This is a genomic window from Streptomyces sp. NPDC051677 (assembly GCF_044453465.1).
In the GTDB taxonomy this organism is placed as follows: domain Bacteria; phylum Actinomycetota; class Actinomycetes; order Streptomycetales; family Streptomycetaceae; genus Streptomyces.
This window is the reverse complement of record NZ_JBITCT010000048.1, coordinates 26,863-48,358: the sequence shown is the minus strand read 5'-3', so window position 1 is coordinate 48,358 and position 21,496 is coordinate 26,863. Positions and strand designations below refer to the sequence as shown.

Here is a 21,496-nt window from a genome sequence, read left to right as displayed (position 1 = left end):
GCGCAGTGCAGATTGAACGTCCGCCGAATCATACAACTCCAAGGCTTCCGCAGCACCCTGGAGAACGCCACCCGCCCACAACACCGGATCCGGTTGACGTTCATACAGGGATCGCCCCCATGAAGCGACTCGCTCGTATTCTCTATCCATAACTCGCCCATTCCCGGCTTGATGTCGTTAAATAACAGGATCGATGGTGGCCGCAGGTGTGGCCACCATCGATCGCTTCAGATATCTTCGCTAAATCTCACATTGCTTCACCTTTGCGGATAGAAGGTGATATATGGCGATGACTCGTCAACTGTCACCTCGGTAAAGATGTCCTGCCTTCGGCCGACCCCTAGCGTAACGTCACCCTTAGGGATTGAGCTAGAGACCGAATGTTTCTTCCGGCTATTGATTCCCGTAATCACGTAATCCCAGTCAGATTCCGGACCCGCAGTGCCGGCAGCCCGACTGCCAACCACAGAGATTGGATGACCGATTCTATTGGCAGCATTCTGAATTCGAGCCCTTTCGGATCCGGTCAGATTAGCCAAGTCGGCGCCTGGTCCCACTGACGGGCCGCACGAATTATGAACCAATACAGGAGTTTCACCTGCGAGTACATAGTACGTGTGAAGGTCGTAGACACTGAGGTTGTACATGTCGGCGGAGCCGGGGCGATCGGTGACGGCGACAACTCGGACATGGCTGTCGGCCGCTGTGTTGAGCAAGTGGCCGACTCTGAGATCTGCGGCCTTTGTCCAGGTGTGAAGAGTGTCGTCCCAGAAGGGGTGGCGGGAGGTGGTGTGGACAGTCGAGGTTCGGCCGTCAGCAGTGCGGACGGTTACGTCGATGAGGTCGTCGTCCTGGTGGACGAGGAGGGCGGTGACGTTTCTTGAGCCCTTGTGCTTGCCGGTGTCCGGGTCGGCGGCCTCGACCTCGTCCCCGGCTTCGACCTTGCTGATGGCCTTGGTCTTGCCGTTCTTGAGCAGGACCGGCGTATCCGGCGAGAAGCTGCACGCCGCCTTGAACAGGGACGCGGCAGCTGTATCCAACTCAGCCGCAGCCGCACGCGAGCCACCGCGTGCCAGGGAAGCCTTGCCGGGGGAACCGAAAGCCATGCTGGCCACAGTGATGATGTCGGAGACAATCGCCTCGCCACAGTCGCCCCGTCCGGTCAGGCAGTGGTAGGTCGCTTTGACGCCCCACGGGTCGTTCGCGCTGCTGTGCGGGTCTTTCAGCAGTCCTGCCCTGGTTGCCGTGTCGCAGAATGCCTCGACGCTGCTGCTGCGGACGGAGCATTTCTGTTCTGCCCAGCGCGACAGCATCTGCGAATAGGTGGCTGAATCCGGGTATCCCCCTGCGTATATCGACAGCTCTTCCTTGGGCGGAATGATGATTCCGTCGACCACGGGCCGGGGTGTGGATCCGGTGTGGCCGCCACCGTCGTCCGCCGTGCCACCCCCTCCTCCGGAAGTGCGCGTGCGCACAGTGCCGTCCGAATTCAGTCCCCCGTCGGAATCGCCCTTCGTGCCGCCGTCGGGGCGGGTCCAGCCCTGGCCGTCGTTGCAGCTGTCACACCAGAGTCCGGAGGGGTCGCTGAAGGTGACCGGGTTGTTGCCGGAGTAGCTATAACCGTTCAGGCTCTGCGGCTGGCTCGAGTCCAGGATCGGGTCGACGCTGATGAACTGACCGATGCCAGGGTCGTATTCGCGGGCTCCGACGTGGGTCAGGCCGGTGGTCGTGTCGCGTGTCTTTCCGAGGAAGCCCTTGTCATCGGGCCAGGGACCGTAGAGCGGCGCGCCGCGGTCGTTCCCGAACGGCGTCATGTAGCGCTTGGTGAAGGTCTGGTCGGTGTCCGGGTTGAGCGAAAGAGAGGAGGTGCTGTGCTGGTCGCCCGTCAGGTAACTGAGCTTGTTGGAGCCGGACTGGTTGGTGCGGAGGGCGGCCGTGACACCGTCGGCGGCGTAGTAACGCTGTGCCCAGGTGGTGCCGTTGGCTCGAAGGTGCAGTTCGGTGGAGCCGGCGTAGAGGACGCGCTCGCCGTCCTGCGTGTTGCGGATCAGAAGGGAGCCGTCAGCGGAGTACAGATAGTCGGTCGATCTCCCGCTCTCCGTGAGTTTGCTCAGCTTGCCCTCGGGTGACCAGTCCAGAGTCTGGGCTCCGCTCACGCCGGGGCGGTGCCAGGTGTTACCGGACTTGTCGTACTCGTAGGCGCGCTCCGGAGCCGTGCAGTCGGTCTTGGTCGTGGTGCCGGTCAGGGTGTGCGGTTGAGCGGTGCTGGTGTAGCAGTAGGTCGTCTTCGTGTCGCCGCTGCTCTTGTGGACCGTCTCACTGGTCCGCTGGCTCGCGTTGTTGTACTCGTAGCTCGACCAGTACGGGGCCGGACCGGACAGGCTCGACGCGCTCCGGGCGTCGGAGCATTTCTGTGAAGCGGGTGTCCAGGCCTCGGTCAGACGCTGATGGCCGTCGTAGGCGAAGCACTGGGTGTCGGCCGAGCTGCTGCCGCCCATAAGGGTCGGATCGCTGATTGCGGTGACGTTGCCCGTCTGATCGTAGGTGTAGTTGAGGTCCTGCAGCATGTAGCCGTGGGTCTGGTCCGTGACATGGCTGCGGGTCAGGCGGCCGGTGCCCTCTTCGAAGTCGTTGGCGACGTAGACGCTCTTGTTGCCGGTGCCGCCCGTGCCCAGCGTCAGCAACTGGGGCTGCGCGAGAGCCGAGTAGTCCACGTCCAGCAGATAGCCGGTCGCACCGGCGATGGAGGTCACGTCACCCAGCGCGTCGTAGTCGTAGTCCACGCTCTCGGACGACAGCCCTCCGAGCGCAGGGTCCTTCGTCTGCTTCAGAGTGCCGTCGATGTTGTAGTACGTCTCATATGCCAGCGTGGACGGTGCACCTGCCTTCACGAGCGGATCGCTCTGCGGCAGTTGCAACTGGGTGCCCGTGGCGCGGTCCAGGCTGTCGTAGGCGGTGACGGTCTGTGTGTACGCCGCGCCCGCCTTGCCGCCGTCGTAGCGGGTGGAGGACGTAACCAGACCCTTGAGGAGGGTGTCGTAGACGAACCCGGTGAGCTGGTTGGCCTCCGTCTTGGAGTCCTTCCAGGTACCTGTGACACGGCCCAGCTCGTCATATCCGGTCAGGACCGACATGCCCCGGGAATCCGTGGATTTCACGGGCCGGTCAAGGACGTCGTATTCGGTGGTCGTCGTTCCCTTGTCCTGGTCGACCGCGGTTGCCTGGCGACCGAACAGGTCATAGACGTATGACCACTTGGCATTGTCGGGTCCGGTGACCGTCTCCTGCTGGCCGTCCAGGCCGTAGGTGAACTTCGTGAAGGTGTAAGGGGCTCCGGGGGCGGTGCCGAAGGCTGCGTCGGCCGGGCTCGTGCTTGCGTACTCCCGCGTTTCCGTCGTCCGGCCGCGTACATCGGTGATCGTGCGTTGGGCCGAGCCGCCCTCGAGCGCTGTTGTCGCGACGGAGTCACCGGTGTAGGTGGTCGTCGTGGACCACTTCCTGACACCGTAGACGTACAGGCTGGTACTGGCGGGGCGTCCGGCCCCGTCGAACACTGTCCCTGTCTGGGTGGGAGACTCGCCGTATTCGGCCCGGGTGTACGTGGTGTTGGGCGTGCTGGTGTTGTCGAAGATGTCGGCGTACGTCTCGTACGCCAGACCACGCGTGTCGTACCGCGTGTCCGTCAGTCGGCGTCCACCCTGTGGTGTCGGTGACTGGGCCTGCAAGGGGCGCAGAAGCGCGTCGTAAAGCGTGTACGTGGTGTTGTAGGTCTCGCCGTCGTTCTTCAGCGACGAGGACGAAACCCACGACGGCTTGGTGTTGTCCAAGTGGTAGGCGAACTTCTGGTTGGGAGCCTGGCTGCCGTTCAGCCTGTTCGGCAGCCACACCTGGGTCAGCCGGCCGAGGGCGTCGTAGCTCAGCTCGGTCTTCTTGCTGTTGACGTCGTAGATGCGCAGCGGTTGGCCGCGCCGCGGGTCGAGGAAGCTGACCGTCTTGTACGTCTTGGGATCGGTGGTGATGATCCTGGTCAGCGGCCCTGCGTCGACGGGGGTGTAAGCGAGCAAGGTGGGAGGGTTCGTGGACGCGTCGCTGACACTCAGAGGGCGGCCCAGGGCGTCGTACGTCGTCGCAGAGATCTTCTGCCAACCGCTAGGCAGCCGGTCGCCGTTGGCGTCCGCGGTGGCAGCGTAGCCAGTGGCACGGCCGGTCCACGTCGCCAGGCCCTTGGTGGGCTTCTGGGGCGCCGACCAGGCGGTGGCGTTCGCGGTGTCGTAGACGGTACTGACGTCCCCGATCACATCGCCACGGGCGGGCTTGGCCGGATCCATGGTCGCGGGCAGGGTCACCGAGATGTCCGCCGTCGCGCAGGTACGGGCGACTGTGCGGGTGCGCGAGACCGGGCTGATGATTCCCAGATCGGCGTTGCGCGCGTACCAGGTGCGGGTGCAGGTCTCGTCCGACGCCTTGCCCACCTGCCCGAAGTCGTCGACCGTGACCGGCATGCCGTAGCTGTCGAAGGACGTGCTCGTCAGACGTTCGCGCCAGGTCTGGGACGCCGTCAGGTAGGTGTAGCTGTGCACCTTCTGCGTACGGACATAGCGGGCGACGTGGTCACCGGCATCTGGCGGGGTCTGCCGGGCGGTCTCCTGCGACCACGGGTCGTTCACCGCTGCGGAAATCGCCGTGGAGCCGTCGTAGGTGACCTGCTCGCGCAACTGCCCCGCGTATTCGGTCTTGTCGGTGATCGACGCCGCGTCAAGAGCCGGTGCTGGCAGCGGTGCGACGGAGACGGACTTAGTGGTGCCGTCGCTCTTCTCGTCGCCGTGCATGCCTTGGAGGTAGAGGGAGACCGTGCGGGAGCGCGTCACGTCCGTCGCCCCGGTCCACGCCGTAACCTGGGCGTATCCACGCCATTCGGACCAGGTGCGCTCTTCCTTCTTCACGAACGGGTCGTCGCTGTAGTGCCACGCTGCTCCGCTGTAGGTATAGGAGTGCTCGACCGACTCGTTCGCGGCGGTGGGGTCCGAGGCGACGACGGCCAGCACCCGGTACTTGTGGAACCAGTCGATCGAGGCGTTCTCAGCCCCGTTGATGTGCCAGAACTGGGGGTAGCAGGACCGGGTGTTGGTGTCGGGCGCCGCACCCAGGACCTGGCTGCGCACACACTCCTCGCCCGACAGTGTCACCGTGGTGATCGCGCCGGTCTCGGAGGTGACGGTGGAGACGCGCGGGCGGGTCAGAGGCAGGATGTCGTCTGTGGCGTCGACCCGGTTGGGCCGCATCTGATAGGTGAAGGTGACCGGGTTCAGGGCGATGGCCGTGTCGCCGGCCTTCGCTGTCCGCTTGAGGGACTTAAGGATCAGGACCTGGTCGGAACTGTCACCAATGTCCCCGCCGTCCAGGTACTGCTCGGTCAGGTCCCAGGAGTCCACCGGGTCGTACGCGGCGCTGGTGGCGTTGTAGGAGAAGGTGTCGATCCCTGTCAGGCGTTTACGGGAGAAGAAGGACGGGCCGGACGCGTTGCACTCGTCGTCGTCTTTGGAGCAGATCGCGTCGAGCGGGACGTCCGGCCAGTTGTCGGAGGTGTCCTCGGTCAGGCTGGAGCAGTCCGACGCGGTGCAGCGCTCTGCGTAGCCGAAGGTGACCTTCGCGTCCGCCTTGTCGGTGAACAGCGCCCCCTTGCGAAGTCCGTACTCGATGCGGCCCAGGTAACCACCGCGGGTGTAGGCGGCGTTGGCGGTCTCGGACTTGTTCTTCTTGTAGTAGTTCGATTCCTTCGTGTACCAGTAGGTGGCCGCGTTGCCTCGGGTGTCCTCGACGTAGTCGAGGTTCCACCGCCAGGCCTGAGTGAGGGCACGGTCGGCGAACGTATCACCGCCGGAGAAGCCGGGCTCGCCCGAGTCGTCACCGAACACCGGCACTGTCGCCACGGAGTTGGTGCGCTGGGCGTCGGCGCCGTCCAGCTTGTTCAGGCCGAACACATACTTCGTGCCGTCACCCGTGACGACGGTCCAGTACTCACCGTTGTCGTCGCCGTTGTCCGCATCCGAGGACCGTGTCACCTTCGACGCGTCGTCGTTCTCCAGCCTCCATCGACTGTCGTTGACCTTGACCAACCGTGACGCCTTGCCGTTCAGCACCAGACGCGCGTTGTCGTACTTCCAGCAGAAGTCGAAGACGTCATCGTGGCCGTCGTCGTCGCACGAACCGTAGGAGCGTTCGATGTAGGACTCGGTGAGTCCGAAGCCTTCACCAACTGAGGTGCCCTGATTGTTGGACGTGGCGGTACGGCCGTCCACGCTGCCCGAGTCGTAGGAGAGCGACAGCGGCGGCTGCGGGCCTGCCGCGGCCGGGGGCAGCGAAAAGTCGTACGACCATGTGAAGGAGCCCGAACTGCCTCCTGCCTCCCAGGACGAGGACTCCGACAACGGAGTGGCTGAGTAGCTTCCGGTGCCTTTGGGGGACTCTCCGGAACCTGCCGCGGCAGCGGTGACGGCCAGCACGGTGGCGGAGGCAGCACTGTCAGCGGCCTTCAGCAACTGGGTGGACGGGCCGTCCTCGGGCTCGGCAATCCTCACCTTCGCCGAGACCGACTGGTGGGTGAGGTCGTTGTCCGACGCCAAAGGACGCTGAGTGCGGCACTCCGACTTCTCCGGCGTCGTCAGCGCGCATCCGGGAAGCTGGACCAGACGCAGTCGCTGGGACCAGCCGCCGCCGACGGCGGAGGCGAAGTCGCTGTAGTCAACGCTGACTTCGGCGCTACCGGCGCTGTCCGCGTCGGCGGTCAGGAGAACTCCCGTGATACCTGCCGCGCGGGCCGCCTTCTGATCGAGTACGGTGACGCGCGCTTTACCGCTTGCCGCGGCCGTTCCGCCCGAGGTGGGTGTGATGGTGACTGGTACACCACTGGGCTCGACGCCGGTCGCTTTACCGCGGGCCAGACCAAGCGTCGCCTCACCCTTCCCGGGCCAGGTCGCCATCTGCTGAGTGCGGGCCCGGTCGGCCTGTTCCTTGTTGGCCTTCTTGTCCTGCACGACCTGCTGCCGGGCCTCCTTCGCGCCGAGGCCGTCCAGCTCCTCGACCTTGCTCACCCGCGACTTGGGCGCGTCGGGGCGCCCGAGACCGGAGGATTCCGCGGCTTGCGCCAGTTGCGCCGCGCCCAGAGGCACGAGGAGCGCCAGAGCCAGCGATTGCACCAGGATCCGGCCGGCTCTATGCCGTGCCAAATCCCCACTCCATCTTGAGGTGCCCCTGCCAAGGTTCATATCTTTCGCCCCACCCGGTCCTGCTAGGAGAAGTTTCAGCAAGTCGTCCGCAGACTGCTGTGTCTGCCGTGCGCGTATGGGTGAGGGCACGCGCCAAGGACTGCCCTCACCTTTGCTCGTCAGTCACCCACGGTCTCTCCGACCTGGTCGGAGCCGGTCATGGCGCCCGCCCACAGACGGACCTCGGCAACCCGTCCGGGCAGGTAGTGCTGCCATACGCTGCTCGTGAAGCCCTTGCCGACCGCGAAATCACCGGAGCCGATCTTGGCAGTGAACGCCTTGTCGTCGCCGTTCTGGACAGCTCCCAGGTAGAGGCCGATCGTGCCGTCCTGAGCATTGAAGACGCCGGTCATCCGGACCATGCCGTCCAACAGCGCGTTCTCCTCGGAGGCCACCGCACTGAGTGTGCCGTCGGCGTTGAGCCGGCCGAAGTGCCAAAGACCCACCGGGACGGTCTTCTCCTCCAAGGCCTCCTCGTCCCACACGGTCGATTTACCGGTCAACTGGAACCAGAAACCCCATGCCGAGCCGTCAGCCGTCCGCTGGCCGACCACTTGACCGGTGTACCCCACTTCCTTACTGGCCAGCTTCGCGCTGTCCAGGGACGCCAGCGCGGAGACCGTGAACGAACCCGTGTCGTCCACGACAGGCCCGACCGTGGTGGCCGCATCGTCCACGCCGTCCAGCACGATCGACTCACCGTCCAGCGACGCACCGGCGACCAGAGACAGCGCCCTGCCATAACCAGAGGTCGTGTCGGCAATAGTGGTGTCGACGCCTCGATCCGCCGACCAGTCGGCGACCAGTTCCACACCGGCATAACCCTCCGACGTCAGCGTCTTCGCCTCCGCCGCGATCTCCTCCTTCGACAGGGCCCGCTGCCACGTCGTGGGCTCGTCGATGCTGCCGCGGAAGTAGTCGGTGTAGGCGTCTGCCCAGATGCCGCGGCCGATCTGCAGTGGCCCCGACCCCTTCCACGCCGTACCGGAGTCGACCGAGCTCTGCAGCGCCCCATTGACGTAGAGGAAAACCTTCTTCGCCTCGGCGTCGTGCACCCCGACCACGTGGGTCCACACCCCGCGCGGCGTCGCCTGCGATGCACTGGCCTTGCGAAGGACCCCGTCGGTCCCCATCACGCTCATGCTCCAGGTATTAGCCCCGCCACCCGCGTACGACAGCCCGAAGGGGATGTACTTCATCGAGAAGGGGCTCGCACTGTCAGGCGCCTGGCTGAGCACCGTCAACGTGCGCGAGGTAGCGGGGTCGATCCGTACCCAGGCCGAGACCGTGTAGGAGGCGGAGGTGTCCAGCACCGTTGCGGCTGTGGCCGCGTACCCAGTGCTGCCGTCGAGAGCCAGGCCCTTGTCCGTCACCGGCGTCTCCAAGGCCACACCGGACGTGTCACGCGTGATCAGTCCACGACGGCCACGGTCGTCACGTACCGCACCGCCGGCGAGGGTTGCGTTGTCCGCACCGTCCCACGTCGCGGAGTCCACCGCCGCGCCGTCGGTCTCGGTGAAGTTCCACTGTCCGACCGGCTTCTCACCGTCTGCGACCAGGAAATCGACGACGGACTGCGCGCCGTAGCGGCCGACGTTGTCCTTGGCTCGTACGTAAAGGCGGTACGTGCCTTCCTTCGCAGGCGTGACACCTACCGAAACGGTCGAGCCGGTCTGGTCGACCGACCACGCGGCTGTGGAAGAGAGCCGGTACTGATAGGCCACGTTGTTCGCGTCACCCGTAGTCGGCTTGAAGGTGAACGTGCCCTTGACGCCCGGTCCACCGTGGGCCGTGCAGTCGTTGGTCGTACACGCTGTGTACGGGGAACCGAGGGTGATCTGTGGTGCCTTGGGCGCTGTCGGGTCTACCTTGAAGTAGCACGGCGTGGTGTAAGCGGAGTTCTGCCGGTTGCTGCCGTCCTCGTAGTACGACAAGGTCAGCGCCTTCAGCCGGTACAGCACGCCCTCCTGGAGAGCGGGCAGGCTGCGCGCCTGCTTGATCAGGTTCCCGACGTAGCCGGAGCTCGGACCGTCGAGGTCGGTGTGAGCGAGCGTCCAGGTCGTGCCGTCGGACTTCTCCGTCCGCCACCGGATGCGCAGGCTGGCACCCACCGAGCCACCGACCGCGGTGCGCGGCTTCCCCTGTACCAGCGGGGTCGGGTCGGACACGACGGCCGGGTCGGTCGAGCTGGTCGAGCACACATATCCGGTGCCTGTGACCACGCCCACCTCAGTCGGAAGGGCAGGCACCGCCACGAACTTCACCGCGAGCACGGCATCGTTCTTGAACCGCTTCCATGCCGACGGATCGGACTCGTCGTGCGCCTTGACCTCCAGCGTCAGCCGGGAGAATTTGCCCGCCGCGAAGTTCGACACCGTCGACGTCAGGTTCTCGTTCGTCTCGTCCGGATTGTCGTTGAACTCGATCGGCGCGTCGGGAGAGTCGGGGTCGCACAGCGAGCCACGGCCCGCGGAGACGCTCCGGTCGACCATCAGGTCCAGCTCTGCGGGCCGCGAGGACCAAGTGGTCGCGGAGGAAATGTTGTTCGTCCGTACGAGGTCCACCCAGCGCGGGTCACACTGGAACGCCCACGGCTCGGTCACACGGAACGTGGCGTCGAGGACCTTCTTGCCCTTCAGGCTCGCCGGGGAGAACTCAAAGTACAGCTTCTGCACGTACCCCGGTCCGCAGTAATAGCCGTTCCAGGTACCGCACTTGCCAGCCCCCTTGCCCTGGTCGTCGTCGCCGTTGCCCCAGCCGTACGACTCATAGCCGTCGCTGCGCAGCAGGGTGCGCTCGGACTCGCCCCAGGTCACGGTCGGATCGATGAAGAGCGGGAAGGCGGAGGCGTCGGTCCTGGTGAGCATCCCCGCGTCGGGGACGACAGACAGGGAGTTCTTGGTGACGGCGACATTCATCCTGGCGACCTTGTCGCCCTGACCGGGCTCCAGACCCGAACCGGACAGCGCCGACCCGGCGGGATCGGACGACTCCACCGTCTCCTCTGCAAGCGTCTGCGCCCCCATGAGCTGCGTCTGCGTGCCGGAAGCCTCGGGAGCCACGGATGCCCCCGACGTGTCGGACGCTCCTCCCGCCGAGTCCCACATCCGCGCCGGCGGAGCCTTGAACACTGTACGACCACTGCCGTCGACGGCCGTGAGATTGCCCGCCGCTCCCTCGCGAACGTCCAGCCCCTGGGCCTTGAGACCGAAAGTGAGCTTCTTCAACTCTTCGTTCGCCGCGGCCTCAGGCGTCTTCACGACGAACACGGGCTGGAAGCTCTCCGGTGTCGCGGTCACCTGAAGGTCGACACCTGGCAGCACTTCGACGTAAAGGGCACTGGGGCCGTCCAGCTGTGGCGCCGGAAGCCTGCCCGGCCATTTCAGTTCCAGCGAGCTGCCCTCCTCCGCGATCCGAGCCAGGGGCGCCTTGTCGCCGCCCGCCGAGAACGCGATCGGCACAGCAGCCGCCTTGGGCCCCACCGAACCATCGGAACGTTTTTCCAGAGTCGCGTCCGGCACCTGCCAGCCGCCGCCCGGCTTGGACACGCGTACGGGGACAACCGACTGCTCCAGTGTGAAGGTGAAGCCGTCGGGGTTCGCGTAGACCGTAGTCCGATCCGTACGCTCCCCGGTCACCTCCACGCGCTGGCCGGACTTCTCGGCCTCGACCAGTGCCTGCCGCCCCTCGGTCAGTGGGGTGGAATCGGCCTCCGCGGGAGAAGCGGTGGCATGTTGCGCGGGCAGCGCCAACATGCTCAGCAGCACGGCCAACGCAGCCGTCGTGGCTCCCGTTCCCCTACGCCTACCGCGTCTACGACGCCCAGCCGTGCCTGAAGCACCCCGTGCGAACTGCACAGAACCCCGCCCCCAGAGTCACACGATCTTCAAAAAAGTAAGCGCATTCAAACCCCCTTCTCACCTTGCGTCAAGGATTTATCACCATGCGCAGTCACCCTTTGGCACCCCAGATGGCTTGTATGCGACCCCCGCTGATGGCATGGTTCGCCGATGCCGACAGCGGGACGTCTGGGACTCCGCCACCAGGCGATCCATCAGCGGCGGACCCGACAGCCGACGGGCTGCAGCTCAAGTTCCCTGTACACCGGCCTGTTGAAAACGTTTCGGAAGCAGTCTCGGCGTCTCAGCGGGGCGTACCAGTGCGGGCTCGATGGGCGGCCAGCAGGTTGAGACCACGTAGTGGCACGACTTAGTGGGATCCCGCGCCATGCACGATTGTTCCCTGGCCGATTCGGTCACCGGATTGCGGGTCAGAATCCCGCCGGCTCCGTGTACACCCCCCACTCGTCCCGCAGGGCGTCGCAGATCTCGCCCAGCGTCGCCTCGGCGCGTACCGCGTCCAGCATCGGCCCGATCATGTTGGAGCCGTCACGGGCGGCGGCCAGCATGGCGTCGAGGGCGGTGCGCACGGCCCGCTCGTCCCGCGCCGCCTTCCGCGTGCCCAGCGCCCTGACCTGCTCCCGCTCCACCTCGTGGCTGACCCGCAGGATCTCCAGCTCCCCGGTCACCGACCCGGTGTGCGCGTTGACGCCGACGACCGTCTTCTCCCCCTTCTCCAGGGCCTGCTGGTAGCGGAAGGCGGACTCGGCGATCTCGCCGGTGAACCAGCCGTCCTCGATGCCGCGCAGGATGCCGGAGGCGATGGGCCCGATGGGGTGCCGCCCGTCGGGGTGGGCCCGGGCGCCCCGCTCCTTTATCTGCTCGAAGATCTTCTCGGCGTCCGCCTCGATCCGGTCCGTCAGCTGCTCGACGAACCACGAACCGCCCAGCGGGTCAGCCACGCTCGCGACGCCGGTCTCCTCCATCAGCACCTGCTGCGTGCGCAGCGCGATCTCCGCCGCCTGCTCGCTCGGCAGCGCGAGGGTCTCGTCGAGGGCGTTGGTGTGCAGCGAGTTGGTCCCGCCGAGGACGGCCGCGAGCGCCTCCACGGCCGTCCGCACGACGTTGTTGTACGGCTGTTGGGCGGTCAGCGAGACGCCGGCGGTCTGGGTGTGGAACCGCAGCCACTGCGCCTTCTCGGTCCGCGCCCCGTAGACGTCCCGCATCCAGCGCGCCCAGATCCGGCGCGCCGCGCGGAACTTGGCGATCTCCTCGAAGAAGTCGAGGTGCGCGTCGAAGAAGAAGGACAGGCCGGGCGCGAACACGTCCACGTCCAGGCCGCGGCTGAGCCCCAGTTCGACGTACCCGAAGCCGTCCGCCAGCGTGTACGCCAGCTCCTGTGCGGCCGTCGAGCCCGCCTCACGGATGTGATAGCCGGAGACGGACAGCGGCTTGTAGGCGGGGATGCCGGCCGCGCAGTACTCCATCAGGTCGCCGATCAGGCGCAGATGCGGCTCGGGCTGGAAGAGCCACTCCTTCTGGGCGATGTACTCCTTGAAGATGTCCGTCTGGAGCGTGCCGTTGAGGACGCCTGGGTCGACGCCCTGCCGTTCGGCGGCCACGAGGTACATGCAGAAGACGGGGACGGCCGGACCGCTGATGGTCATGGAGGTCGTCACGTCGCCGAGCGGGATGTCCTTGAAGAGGACCTCCATGTCGGCGGCCGAGTCGATGGCGACCCCGCAGTGCCCGACCTCGCCGAGCGAGCGCGGGTCGTCGGAGTCGCGCCCCATGAGGGTCGGCATGTCGAAGGCGACGGACAGGCCGCCGCCGCCGTTGGCGAGGATCATCTTGTAGCGCTCGTTGGTCTGCTCGGCGTTGCCGAACCCCGCGAACTGCCGGATGGTCCACGTCCGCCCTCGGTACCCGGTCGGGTACAGCCCGCGCGTGAAGGGGTACTCGCCGGGCCAGCCGATCCGCTCGAAGCCGTCGTAGGCATCACCGGGCCGCGGCCCGTACACCGGCTCCACGGGGTCCCCGGAGAGCGTGGTGAAGTCGGCCTCACGCTTGCGCGAAGCGTCGTACCGGGCCTGCCAGCGGCGGCGGCCCTCCTCGATGGCGTCAGCGTCCATGCTTCAAATTTACTAGGACGTCCGAGTAAATGTCGATGGGAGTCGATGAATTTTAGTAGGACGTCCTAGTAAAACTTCGAGAACAACCGCCGCACGCGCGCGTGGCGTACGGCGGCGACGGCGGGGCTAGGCCTTGACGGGCGTGGGAGCCGCGTCTGCGAGCTTGCCCTCCAGCTCGTGGCTGATCTTCCGCTCCACGATGAACGCGGCCGTCGGGATCGTCCCCGCCAGCAGCACCCACAGCTGCTTGCCGACCGGCCACTTCGCCTTGGAGCCCAGGTCGAAGGCGAAGACCAGGTAGACGACGTAGAGCCAGCCGTGCGCGATGGCCACGACGCGGGTGAAGTCCGCGGCGCCGTCCACGTCCAGGCCGTACTTGGCGATCATGCTCAGGCACAGCAGGACCAGCAGGACACCGGTGACGTAGGCCAGGACGCGGTAGCGGGTCAGCACGCTCTTTTTCATGAGGACGAGCGTAACCACCGGTTATCGGGCGATCTTGCGCGGGGTTACTGGTCCTCGAAGTCGTTCGCCGCCACCCGGAGCGGGCGCAGCATCGCGAAGATCTCGCCGCACTCCTCCGCGTCGTACACCCCGAGCCCGAAGTCCATCGCCATCAGGTCCCGGGTGGCCGCCTCGACGACCTCGCGGCCCTTGTCGGTGATCACGGCGAGGGTGCCGCGCCCGTCGTTGGGATTGGGGCGCTTGTCGACCAGGCCCGACCTGACCAGGCGGTCGACGGTGTTCGTCACCGAGGTGGGGTGCACCTGGAGCCGTTCGCCGATCTTCGACATGGTCAGCTCGCCCTCCTTGGAGAAGGTGAGCAGCACCAGCGCCTCGTAGCGTGCGAACGTCAGGCCGTACGGCTTGACCACGGCGTCCACCTCGGCGAGCAGGATCTGGTGCGCGCGCATGATCGAGGTGATCGCGGCCATGGACGGCACGTTCCCCCAGCGCTGCTTCCAGAGCTCGTCGGCGCGGGCGATGGGGTCGAAGGGGAGACTGAGCGGTTTCGGCACGTCTCCAGACCTTACCGGCCGGTCATATCCTGGTCAGCCCCGTCTCGGCCTTCGGTCCGCCGGACCTCCCCGGCCACGATCACGCAGCACGCAGTCCCCAGCACCCCCGCCCCCGTGACCGCGCCCGTGACGCCCACGAGCTCCGCGGCCACCCCCGCCAGGGCCATGCCGACGCCCTGGAACGTCATGAGCCCCGCGGTGAGCAGCGTCATGGCCCGCCCACGCAGCTCCTCGGGCACGTCCCGGACGATCCACTGGTCGAGGCCGAGGGTGTACGCCGAGCCGGCCCCCGAGACCAGCAGCAGGACGAGAGAGACGGCGAGGCCGGGATGGAGGGCGTAGCCGAGGTAGGGCAGCAGCGTCACCCAGACGAGCGGGAGGGCGATGCGCTCGCGGGTGACGGGCCGCAGCCGGGCCCCGGCGTACAGCTCGCCGGCGATGGCGCCGACCGGCAGCGCGCACATCAGCAGGGCGAGGCCGACGGAGCCGGCGCCGAGGTCGTCGGCGTACGGCGCGGACAGCGCCTCCGGGGCGACCGTGAACGTCGGCGCCACCCAGAAGAGCAGCAGCAGCGCCCGGGTACGGCGGTCGGCGAGGACCTGCCGGGCGCCCTGGAGGGAGTCCGTGACCAGCGCGCCGCCGGTGCGGGACCGGGCGGGGCGGCTACGGGTGCCCAGGCGCAGCAGGGCGGCGGAGGCGAGGAAGGTGGCGACGGTGACGAGGAGGGCCTGGCGCGGGGAGGCGACGGCGAGCAGCAGTCCGCCGAGCCCGAACCCGACGAGCAGTGCGCTCTGCGAGGTGATGCGCAGCAGGGAGCGGCCGAGGACGAACAGGTCGCCGTCGCCGAGAATGTCCGCGAGGGTGGCCATCCTGGTGCCGGCGAAGACCGGCGAGACGACGGCGAGGCAGCAGCGCAGGGCCAGCAGGACGACGAGGGGGGCGCCCGGCGCCGTCATCGGCGCCACGCACACCGCGCACACCAGGTCGCAGCCCACGAGCACGCGCCGGGCCGGGAAGCGGTCGGCGACCCCGGCGAGCAGCGTGCCGCCGACGACGTAGGGCAGGAAGCCGAGGGCCCAGGCCAGGGCGCTCATCAGGGGCGAGCCGGTCAGGTCGTAGACGAGGACGGACAGCGCGATCTCGGCGACGATCACGCCGAGCATGGACAGCAGATGCGCGGCGAAGACGGCCCGGAACTCGCGGACGGCGAGGACGCGGCGGTAGCCGGCGGGCGGTGGCTTCGCCGGGTTCGCCGTAGGGGCCGGGTGCGCGTTCGCGGTATCGGCTGCGTTCGCGGTACCGGCTGCGTTCGCGGTATCGGCTGCGTTCGCGGTATCGGCTGCGTTCGCCGTATGGGCCGTGTTCGTCGTGGCCTTCGTGGCCGTCGGGACTTCTGACATGGGCAGCAGCGTGCTCGGGCGGGGGTGCGGGGCCTAGAGTTTCGGGCACAGCCGAATGTTCGACGGGCCGAGGGCTCGTGGGGAGGGTGGGAGAGCGTGCCGTCGCATCTGCACTTCGGGGAGGACGACTTCCTGCGCTGCCGGTTCGCCGTGTCCCCGCTGTGGGAGACGCAGGAGGTCGCGCGCACGCTCAAGCGGCCCGACCGGCACGGCTATCACGCGCCCTGGCTGCGCCGGATCCGTACGGCGGCCGAGGCGCTCGACCTGACCGGGCTGTGGCTGCTGATGCCGCGCCGGGGCCACTCCCCCGACTGGCTGTGCCCGCCGCCGGTGGGAACCGTGGCCGGGTTCGAGGAGGAGCTCGCCGCGGTGCGGGCCGCCGATCCGCGGGCCGCCCGCGCGGACACCGCGCGCTCGCTCGCGGACACCCCGGGCGCGCTGGACTCGCCGCAGGGACGGGCGTGGCTCGCGGATCCGCAGCGGATGATCCGGGAGCTGTCCGAGGTGCTGGAGGAGATCTGGCACACCCTCCTCGCGCCGGACTGGCCGCGGCTGCGCGCCCTGCTGGAGGCGGACGTCGCCTTCCACTCGCGGCGGCTCGCCGAGGTGGGCCTGGGCGGGCTGCTGCCGGAGATCGACCGGCGGTGCGGCTGGCGGGCGGGGACGCTGACCGTCGCCTCGAAGGGCGAGCACGAGCGGCATCTGGGCGGGCAGGGCCTGGTGCTGATGCCGAGCGTGTTCTCGTGGCCCGACGTCGTCAGCGCCTTCGATCCGCCCTGGCAGCCGACCCTCGTCTACCCGGCGCGGGGCATCGGCGGTCTGTGGTCGGACCCTGACGACCGCTCCCCCGAGGCGTTGGTCCGGCTGCTGGGCCGGGGCCGGGCCGCCGTGCTCACCGCACTCGACGACCCGGCGTCCACCTCCGCCCTCGCCCACCGCCTCGGCCTCGCGCCGTCCTCGGTCTCCGCGCACCTGGGCGTGCTGCGCGACTCCGGGCTGCTGGTGTCCCGGCGCTACGGCCACCAGGTGCTGTACGAGCGGACGCCGCTGGGGATGGCGCTGGTGTCGGGCGGCGCCTGAACACGCTCTCTCCACGCGGCCGTTCAGCCGTTCAGCCGTTCAGTAGAGGCTGCGCAGGCCGAGGACGTCGCCCTTGCCGAGGCTGCGGGCGCCGGTGGAGCAGGCGAAGGAGTTCGCGTACATGGTGAGGTTCTCGTGTCCGGCGCCGGAGTGGCCGAGGCCGAAGACGTGGCCGGCCTCGTGCGTGGCGACGCTGCGGATGTCGTACGCGCGCGTGCAGTTGCCGGACGGCTTGTCGGTGAACGTGTAGTCGTGGGTGTTGAAGCGGACGTCGGCCTCGAGCAGTTCGTCCGGGCCGCCGGGGACCGAACGGCTCCATGAGCAGGTCGTGGCGACGGCGTCGGCGCCGAGGTCGCCCCCGTCCCAGACGCTCAGGCCGTCCCGGCGGACGCAGCGGGCCGCGCGGTCGATGCCGGCCTCGTTGCCGGTGGTCGACAGGAAGCGGGCCTTCGCCGTGACGGCGTCTTCGTAGCCGCAGTCGTTGCGGCTGGTGGTGATGGTGGCGACGGCGTCCTCGAAGGCCCGCCGGGCCTCGGCGCGGGACAGGCCGCCGGGCAGGGGGCCGTCGCCGACGAACCACTCGTACGTGCCGTACTCCTTGCGGCCGGCCGTGGAGTAGGCGCCGTCGGCGCAGGGGGCGGGGGCGTCGGCGCGGCTGCCCGTTACGGCTTCCGTGTGGGCCTCCTCGTGAGCCTCCTCGTGGGGGTAGGAGACCGTGCCGTCGGCGGCGACGGCCAGGGTGAAGTCGCGTGCCGAGCCGTTCGCAGTGAGCGCGTCGACGCTGACCGTCGTGCCGGGTTCGGGCACCGTCACGGCGGCTCCGGCGTGGGTGACCGTGCGGCCGACGGCGAGGCAGTCGAGCACGGACGAGCCGGCGGGCAGGTCGTCGACGGTCAACTCGCCCCGGGCGCGGGCGCACGCGGGCGTCGCGCGGTGCGCCTCCCCCACGCAGACCACCGCCAGCGATGCCGTCAGTACGAACGCCGTGATCGCCCCGCCGAGTCGCCCCGGTCCGCGCCGCCCTGCCACCGCACACTCCCCTTCAATGCCGCGCCACCGGGCGCAACTTGATCGACCCCGGGAGACATTAGCCACGCGGCGCACGCCAAAACCCCGCCCTCCGCCACCCGTTTGGGCGACTCATCAGACAGGCGTACCGGACGCTGTCGAGCTGGGCGGCGGCCTGCTCTGGAGCGTCACCGGCGGGGCGTCACCAGCGGGGTGTCACCAGCGGGGTGTCACCGGCAGGGCGTCACTGCCCGAGGTGGCGCTCCACGGTCTCGACCTTCGAGGTGAGGCCGTCCGTCACGCCGGGGCGGATGTCCGCTTTGAGGACCAGGGAGACCCGGGGGGCGCGTGCCTCGACGGCGGCCACGGCGCGCTTCACGACGTCCATGACCTCGTCCCACTCGCCCTCGATGGACGTGAACATGGCGTCGGTGCGGTTCGGGAGGCCGGACTCGCGGACGACCCGGACGGCGTCGGCGACGTATGCGCCGACGTCCTCGCCGACGCCCAGCGGGGTGACCGAGAAGGCGACGATCATGCGTTCACGACGCCTTCCTTGCGGGCGCGGGAGGCGATGACCGCGTCCTCGGCCTCACGGCGCAGCTTGCGCTCGGCGAAGAAACCGCCGGTCGGCAGGACCGAGAGGACGAAGTAGAGGGCGGCGGTCTTCAGGGACCACTTGGTGCGGTTCCAGGCGTCGGCCCAGAACAGCACGTACAGGATGAACAGCACGCCGTGGACCATGCCCATCACCGGCACCGCGTTGAAGTCCGTGGTCCGCTTCAGCAGCGAGCAGACCAGCAGGAGGAGGAAGGACACGGCCTCCGGCGCGGAGACCAGGCGCAGGCGGCGGAGGGCGGAGGCTGTCTTCAGGTCCACGGGTCACCTTCGGGGGGAGGTACGGCGATGGGCGGGCGGTTTGTGAACGCCGGTTTGTGAATGCGCGCACAAGCGTTCGCCCATTGTGGCAAACGATCCCCCTAAGGGTGCGTTCAGGGTCGCTCTCCACCCCCGGGTGCTGTTCCGCGCACCCGTCCGGCGGCTACCTTCGCAGCGTGGCGATGTTTCGACTTCAAGGCAGCAAGGTGCTTGCCGTCGACATGACCGGGGACGCCGTGAAGGCGAAGAACGGCTCGATGGTCGCGTACGACGGGCAGGTGGCCTTCAAGAAGCTCAGCGGGGGCGGCGAGGGGATCCGGGGCATGGTGACCCGGCGGCTCACCGGCGAGCAGATGACCGTGATGGAGGTGAGGGGGCAGGGCACGTGCTGGTTCGCCGACCGGGCCTCCGAGATCAACCTCGTCCAACTCCAGGGCGACAAGCTGTACGTCGAGGCGAGCAACCTGCTCGCGACCGACGCGGGCCTGAGGACGGGGACGAGTTTCACCGGGCTGCGCGGCGCGACCCAGGGCAACGGGCTGTTCACGACGACCGTCGAGGGGCACGGCCAGGCCGCGATCACCTCGGACGGGCCGGCGGTGGTGCTGCGGGTCAGCCCGCAGTACCCGCTGACCGTGGACCCCGGCGCGTATGTCGCGCACCAGGGCAGCGTCCGGCAGTCCTTCCAGTCCGGGGTGACGTTCCGCACGTTCATGGGCGAGGGCGGCGGCGAGGCCTTCCAGATCCGGTTCGAGGGGGACGGCCTGGTGTACGTCCAGCCGAGCGAGCGCAACACGATCGCGGGGGACGTGTGAGATGACCTTCCGTGAGATCAACTCCAAGATGGTCGAGGCGACCGTCGTCCCCGGGCAACGGCTCTTCAGCCAGCGCGGCGCGATGCTGGCGTACCGCGGCGAGGTGGCGTTCACGCCCAACGTCCAGGGCGGGCAGGGCGGCGTCATGTCGATGATCGGGCGGCGGCTCGCCAACGAGGACACGCCCCTGATGACCGTCGAGGGCAGCGGCACGGTCCTGTTCGGACACGGCGGCCATCACGTCCAGGTCATCCGGCTCACCGGCGACACGCTGTACGTGGAGGCGGACCGGTTGCTCGCCTTCGAGGGCACGCTCCAGCAGGGCACGATGTTCCTGGGCTCGCAGGGCGGGGTCATGGGCATGGTCCGCGGCCAGATCAGCGGCCAGGGCCTGTTCACCACCACCCTGAAGGGACAGGGGGCGGTCGCCGTGATGGCCCACGGCGGGGTCTTCGAGGTCCCGATCACCCCGCAGCGCCCGGTCCACGTCGACCCCCAGGCCTACGTCGCGCACCACGGCGACGTCCGCAACAAGCTGTCGACCGCGCTGGGCTGGCGGGACATGGTGGGCCGCGGCTCCGGCGAGGCGTTCCAGCTGGAGCTCAGCGGCAGCGGTGCGGTGTTCGTCCAGGCGTCGGAGGAGAAGCTGTGAGCATGTACGGGGCTCCGGGCGGCGGCCCGACGGTGCACGACCCCATGACCCTGCCGGTCGACGACAACGTGAACAACTACACCTTCTGCGTGGAGCTCAAGGGGAGCCAGTGGTTCCTGCAGAAGGGGAAGATGATCGCCTACTACGGCTCGATCGACTTCAACGGCGTCGGACACGGCCGGCTGGACCGTCTCGTGCGCACCTCGTTCCATTCGCCACTGCACGCGAGCGACTGGGTGGTGGCGGAGGGCTCGGGCAAGATGCTCCTCGCCGACCGGGCCTTCGATGTCAATTCGTACGACCTGGACGACGGCAATCTGACCATTCGCTCGGGCAATCTGCTCGCTTTTCAGCCAAGTCTGTCGCTCAAGCAGTCGATCGTCCCCGGATTTCTCACGCTGATCGGAACCGGCAAGTTCGTCGCCGCATCTAACGGTCCGGTGGTGTTCATGGAGCCGCCGATCCGGGTGGACCCGCAAGCGCTTGTCGGCTGGGCCGACTGCCCGTCCCCGTGCCATCACTACGACCACGGGTACATGACCGGCGTCATGGGCGGTCTACGTGCGCTGACGGGCCTCGGAGGGGCCTCCGGGGAGGAGCATCAGTTCGAGTTCGTGGGCGCCGGCACGGTGCTTCTGCAGTCGACCGAGACCCTCATGGCCGAGCAGGCCACGGGGGCGGTTCCGCGCGAGCCGGGAGTGCCCGGCGGCGGTGCGGGAGCGGGCGGTCACGGCGGCCACGGGGCGCAATCCGGCGCACCGCGCCTTCCCGGACAGCTGGGCGACCTCCAGCGTCGCTTCGGGCTGTGAGCGGTAGTCTGCGGAGTGTGACATCGAACGCGTGCGCACCGTCACACCACCCTCACTAGTTCGCCTTTCAACATTTTAGGTAGACTTCATTTATGGAGACCGAAACGGCCACGCGCTGGCTGACCGATGCGGAGCAGTGCGCCTGGCGCACCCACCTGGAGGTCAACAGGCTGTTGACGTACCAGCTCGAAAAGGACCTGCAGCCGTTCGGACTGACCATGAACGACTACGAGATCCTGGTGAACCTCTCCGAGTCGGAGGGCGTCCGGATGCGGATGAGCGACCTCGCGTCGGCCACCCTCCAGTCCAAGAGCCGCCTCTCGCACCAGATCACCCGCATGGAGAACGCCGATCTGGTGCGCCGTGAGAACTGCGAGTCCGACCGCCGCGGTCTGTACGCCGTCCTCACCGACCACGGCCTGGAGACGATGCAGAAGGTCGCGCCCCACCATGTGGACTCCGTACGGCGCCACTTCATCGACCATCTCTCCCCCGAGGCCACGGCGGAGCTGTCCAAGGCCCTGAAGCCCGTCGCGGAACACCTCCGCTCGCACCGGGGACGCCCGTAGGAGTCACGGGACGCCCCCTCCTGGGCGAC

The 21,496-nt window shown here is 68.0% G+C and carries 14 protein-coding genes; 5 read left to right on the top strand and 9 right to left on the bottom strand.

Annotated features, from left to right (window positions below; all coding sequences use genetic code 11):
- Positions 1-257: 257 nt before the first annotated feature.
- The 6 genes from ACIBAF_RS39340 to ACIBAF_RS39315 all read right to left on the bottom strand — a co-directional run bounded on the left by ACIBAF_RS39340 (position 258) and on the right by ACIBAF_RS39315 (position 15,655).
- Positions 258-7,265 carry a polymorphic toxin-type HINT domain-containing protein gene (locus ACIBAF_RS39340; RefSeq protein ID WP_399469873.1) on the bottom strand — a complete coding sequence of 2,336 codons (7,008 nt, stop codon included), beginning with the start codon at positions 7,263-7,265 and terminating at the stop codon, positions 258-260.
- A gap of 119 nt (positions 7,266-7,384) precedes the next feature.
- Entirely contained in the window at positions 7,385-11,020 is a 3,636-nt protein-coding gene (locus ACIBAF_RS39335) for a LamG-like jellyroll fold domain-containing protein (RefSeq protein ID WP_399469923.1), read from the bottom strand.
- Positions 11,021-11,535: 515 nt separating this feature from the next.
- The gene (locus ACIBAF_RS39330) at positions 11,536-13,236 is read right to left on the bottom strand and encodes a methylmalonyl-CoA mutase (protein WP_399469871.1); all 1,701 of its coding nucleotides are present in this window, start codon (positions 13,234-13,236) and stop codon (positions 11,536-11,538) included.
- 126 nt (positions 13,237-13,362) lie between these two features.
- Complete coding sequence (locus ACIBAF_RS39325) at positions 13,363-13,701, bottom strand: DUF3817 domain-containing protein (protein ID WP_079664761.1); 339 nt, start codon at positions 13,699-13,701, stop codon at positions 13,363-13,365.
- A gap of 44 nt (positions 13,702-13,745) precedes the next feature.
- Positions 13,746-14,255 (bottom strand): MarR family winged helix-turn-helix transcriptional regulator, encoded by a 510-nt coding sequence (locus ACIBAF_RS39320; protein WP_079659470.1) that lies wholly within the window; start codon positions 14,253-14,255, stop codon positions 13,746-13,748.
- Between the two features lie 11 nt (positions 14,256-14,266).
- Positions 14,267-15,655 (bottom strand): MFS transporter, encoded by a 1,389-nt coding sequence (locus tag ACIBAF_RS39315; RefSeq protein ID WP_399469869.1) that lies wholly within the window; start codon positions 15,653-15,655, stop codon positions 14,267-14,269.
- 96 nt (positions 15,656-15,751) lie between these two features.
- Between ACIBAF_RS39315 and ACIBAF_RS39310 the strand changes: the two genes are divergently transcribed.
- Positions 15,752-16,735: a DUF5937 family protein gene (locus tag ACIBAF_RS39310; RefSeq protein ID WP_399469867.1), complete on the top strand. Its 984-nt coding sequence runs from the start codon at positions 15,752-15,754 to the stop codon at positions 16,733-16,735.
- A 39-nt stretch (positions 16,736-16,774) separates the two neighbouring features.
- Here ACIBAF_RS39310 and ACIBAF_RS39305 read toward each other — a convergent pair whose 3' ends face one another.
- The 3 genes from ACIBAF_RS39305 to ACIBAF_RS39295 form a co-directional block, all read right to left on the bottom strand.
- Complete coding sequence (locus tag ACIBAF_RS39305; RefSeq protein WP_399469865.1) at positions 16,775-17,764, bottom strand: matrixin family metalloprotease; 990 nt, start codon at positions 17,762-17,764, stop codon at positions 16,775-16,777.
- A 223-nt stretch (positions 17,765-17,987) separates the two neighbouring features.
- Entirely contained in the window at positions 17,988-18,281 is a 294-nt protein-coding gene (locus ACIBAF_RS39300) for an MTH1187 family thiamine-binding protein (protein WP_319346316.1), read from the bottom strand.
- Entirely contained in the window at positions 18,278-18,622 is a 345-nt protein-coding gene (locus tag ACIBAF_RS39295) for a DUF3817 domain-containing protein (protein ID WP_399469862.1), read from the bottom strand. Before ACIBAF_RS39295 ends, ACIBAF_RS39300 begins: the two co-directional genes overlap by 4 nt.
- A gap of 182 nt (positions 18,623-18,804) precedes the next feature.
- Between ACIBAF_RS39295 and ACIBAF_RS39290 the strand changes: the two genes are divergently transcribed.
- From ACIBAF_RS39290 to ACIBAF_RS39275, 4 genes are all read left to right on the top strand, one after another.
- Positions 18,805-19,437, top strand: coding sequence for an AIM24 family protein (locus ACIBAF_RS39290; RefSeq protein ID WP_399469921.1), 633 nt, complete (start codon positions 18,805-18,807; stop codon positions 19,435-19,437).
- A gap of 1 nt (position 19,438) precedes the next feature.
- Entirely contained in the window at positions 19,439-20,089 is a 651-nt protein-coding gene (locus ACIBAF_RS39285) for an AIM24 family protein (protein WP_399469860.1), read from the top strand.
- Between the two features lie 2 nt (positions 20,090-20,091).
- A complete protein-coding gene (locus ACIBAF_RS39280) occupies positions 20,092-20,898 on the top strand; it encodes an AIM24 family protein (RefSeq protein ID WP_399469919.1) in 807 nt (268 codons plus the stop codon).
- 92 nt (positions 20,899-20,990) lie between these two features.
- A complete protein-coding gene (locus tag ACIBAF_RS39275; RefSeq protein WP_399469858.1) occupies positions 20,991-21,467 on the top strand; it encodes a MarR family winged helix-turn-helix transcriptional regulator in 477 nt (158 codons plus the stop codon).
- Positions 21,468-21,496: the final 29 nt, after the last annotated feature.

Bases quoted from the DNA above. Each gene is read 5' to 3' on its own strand.
- ACIBAF_RS39280 (WP_399469919.1), top strand. From the start codon at position 20,092: ATGTACGGGGCTCCGGGCGGCGGCCCGACGGTGCACGACCCCATGACC.
- ACIBAF_RS39335 (WP_399469923.1), bottom strand. From the start codon at position 11,020: ATGTTGGCGCTGCCCGCGCAACATGCCACCGCTTCTCCCGCGGAGGCC.
- ACIBAF_RS39330 (WP_399469871.1), bottom strand. From the start codon at position 13,236: ATGGACGCTGACGCCATCGAGGAGGGCCGCCGCCGCTGGCAGGCCCGG.
- ACIBAF_RS39340 (WP_399469873.1), bottom strand. From the start codon at position 7,265: ATGAACCTTGGCAGGGGCACCTCAAGATGGAGTGGGGATTTGGCACGG.
- ACIBAF_RS39325 (WP_079664761.1), bottom strand. From the start codon at position 13,701: ATGAAAAAGAGCGTGCTGACCCGCTACCGCGTCCTGGCCTACGTCACC.
- ACIBAF_RS39285 (WP_399469860.1), top strand. From the start codon at position 19,439: ATGACCTTCCGTGAGATCAACTCCAAGATGGTCGAGGCGACCGTCGTC.
- ACIBAF_RS39300 (WP_319346316.1), bottom strand. From the start codon at position 18,281: ATGATCGTCGCCTTCTCGGTCACCCCGCTGGGCGTCGGCGAGGACGTC.
- ACIBAF_RS39275 (WP_399469858.1), top strand. From the start codon at position 20,991: ATGGAGACCGAAACGGCCACGCGCTGGCTGACCGATGCGGAGCAGTGC.
- ACIBAF_RS39315 (WP_399469869.1), bottom strand. From the start codon at position 15,655: ATGTCAGAAGTCCCGACGGCCACGAAGGCCACGACGAACACGGCCCAT.
- ACIBAF_RS39290 (WP_399469921.1), top strand. From the start codon at position 18,805: ATGTTTCGACTTCAAGGCAGCAAGGTGCTTGCCGTCGACATGACCGGG.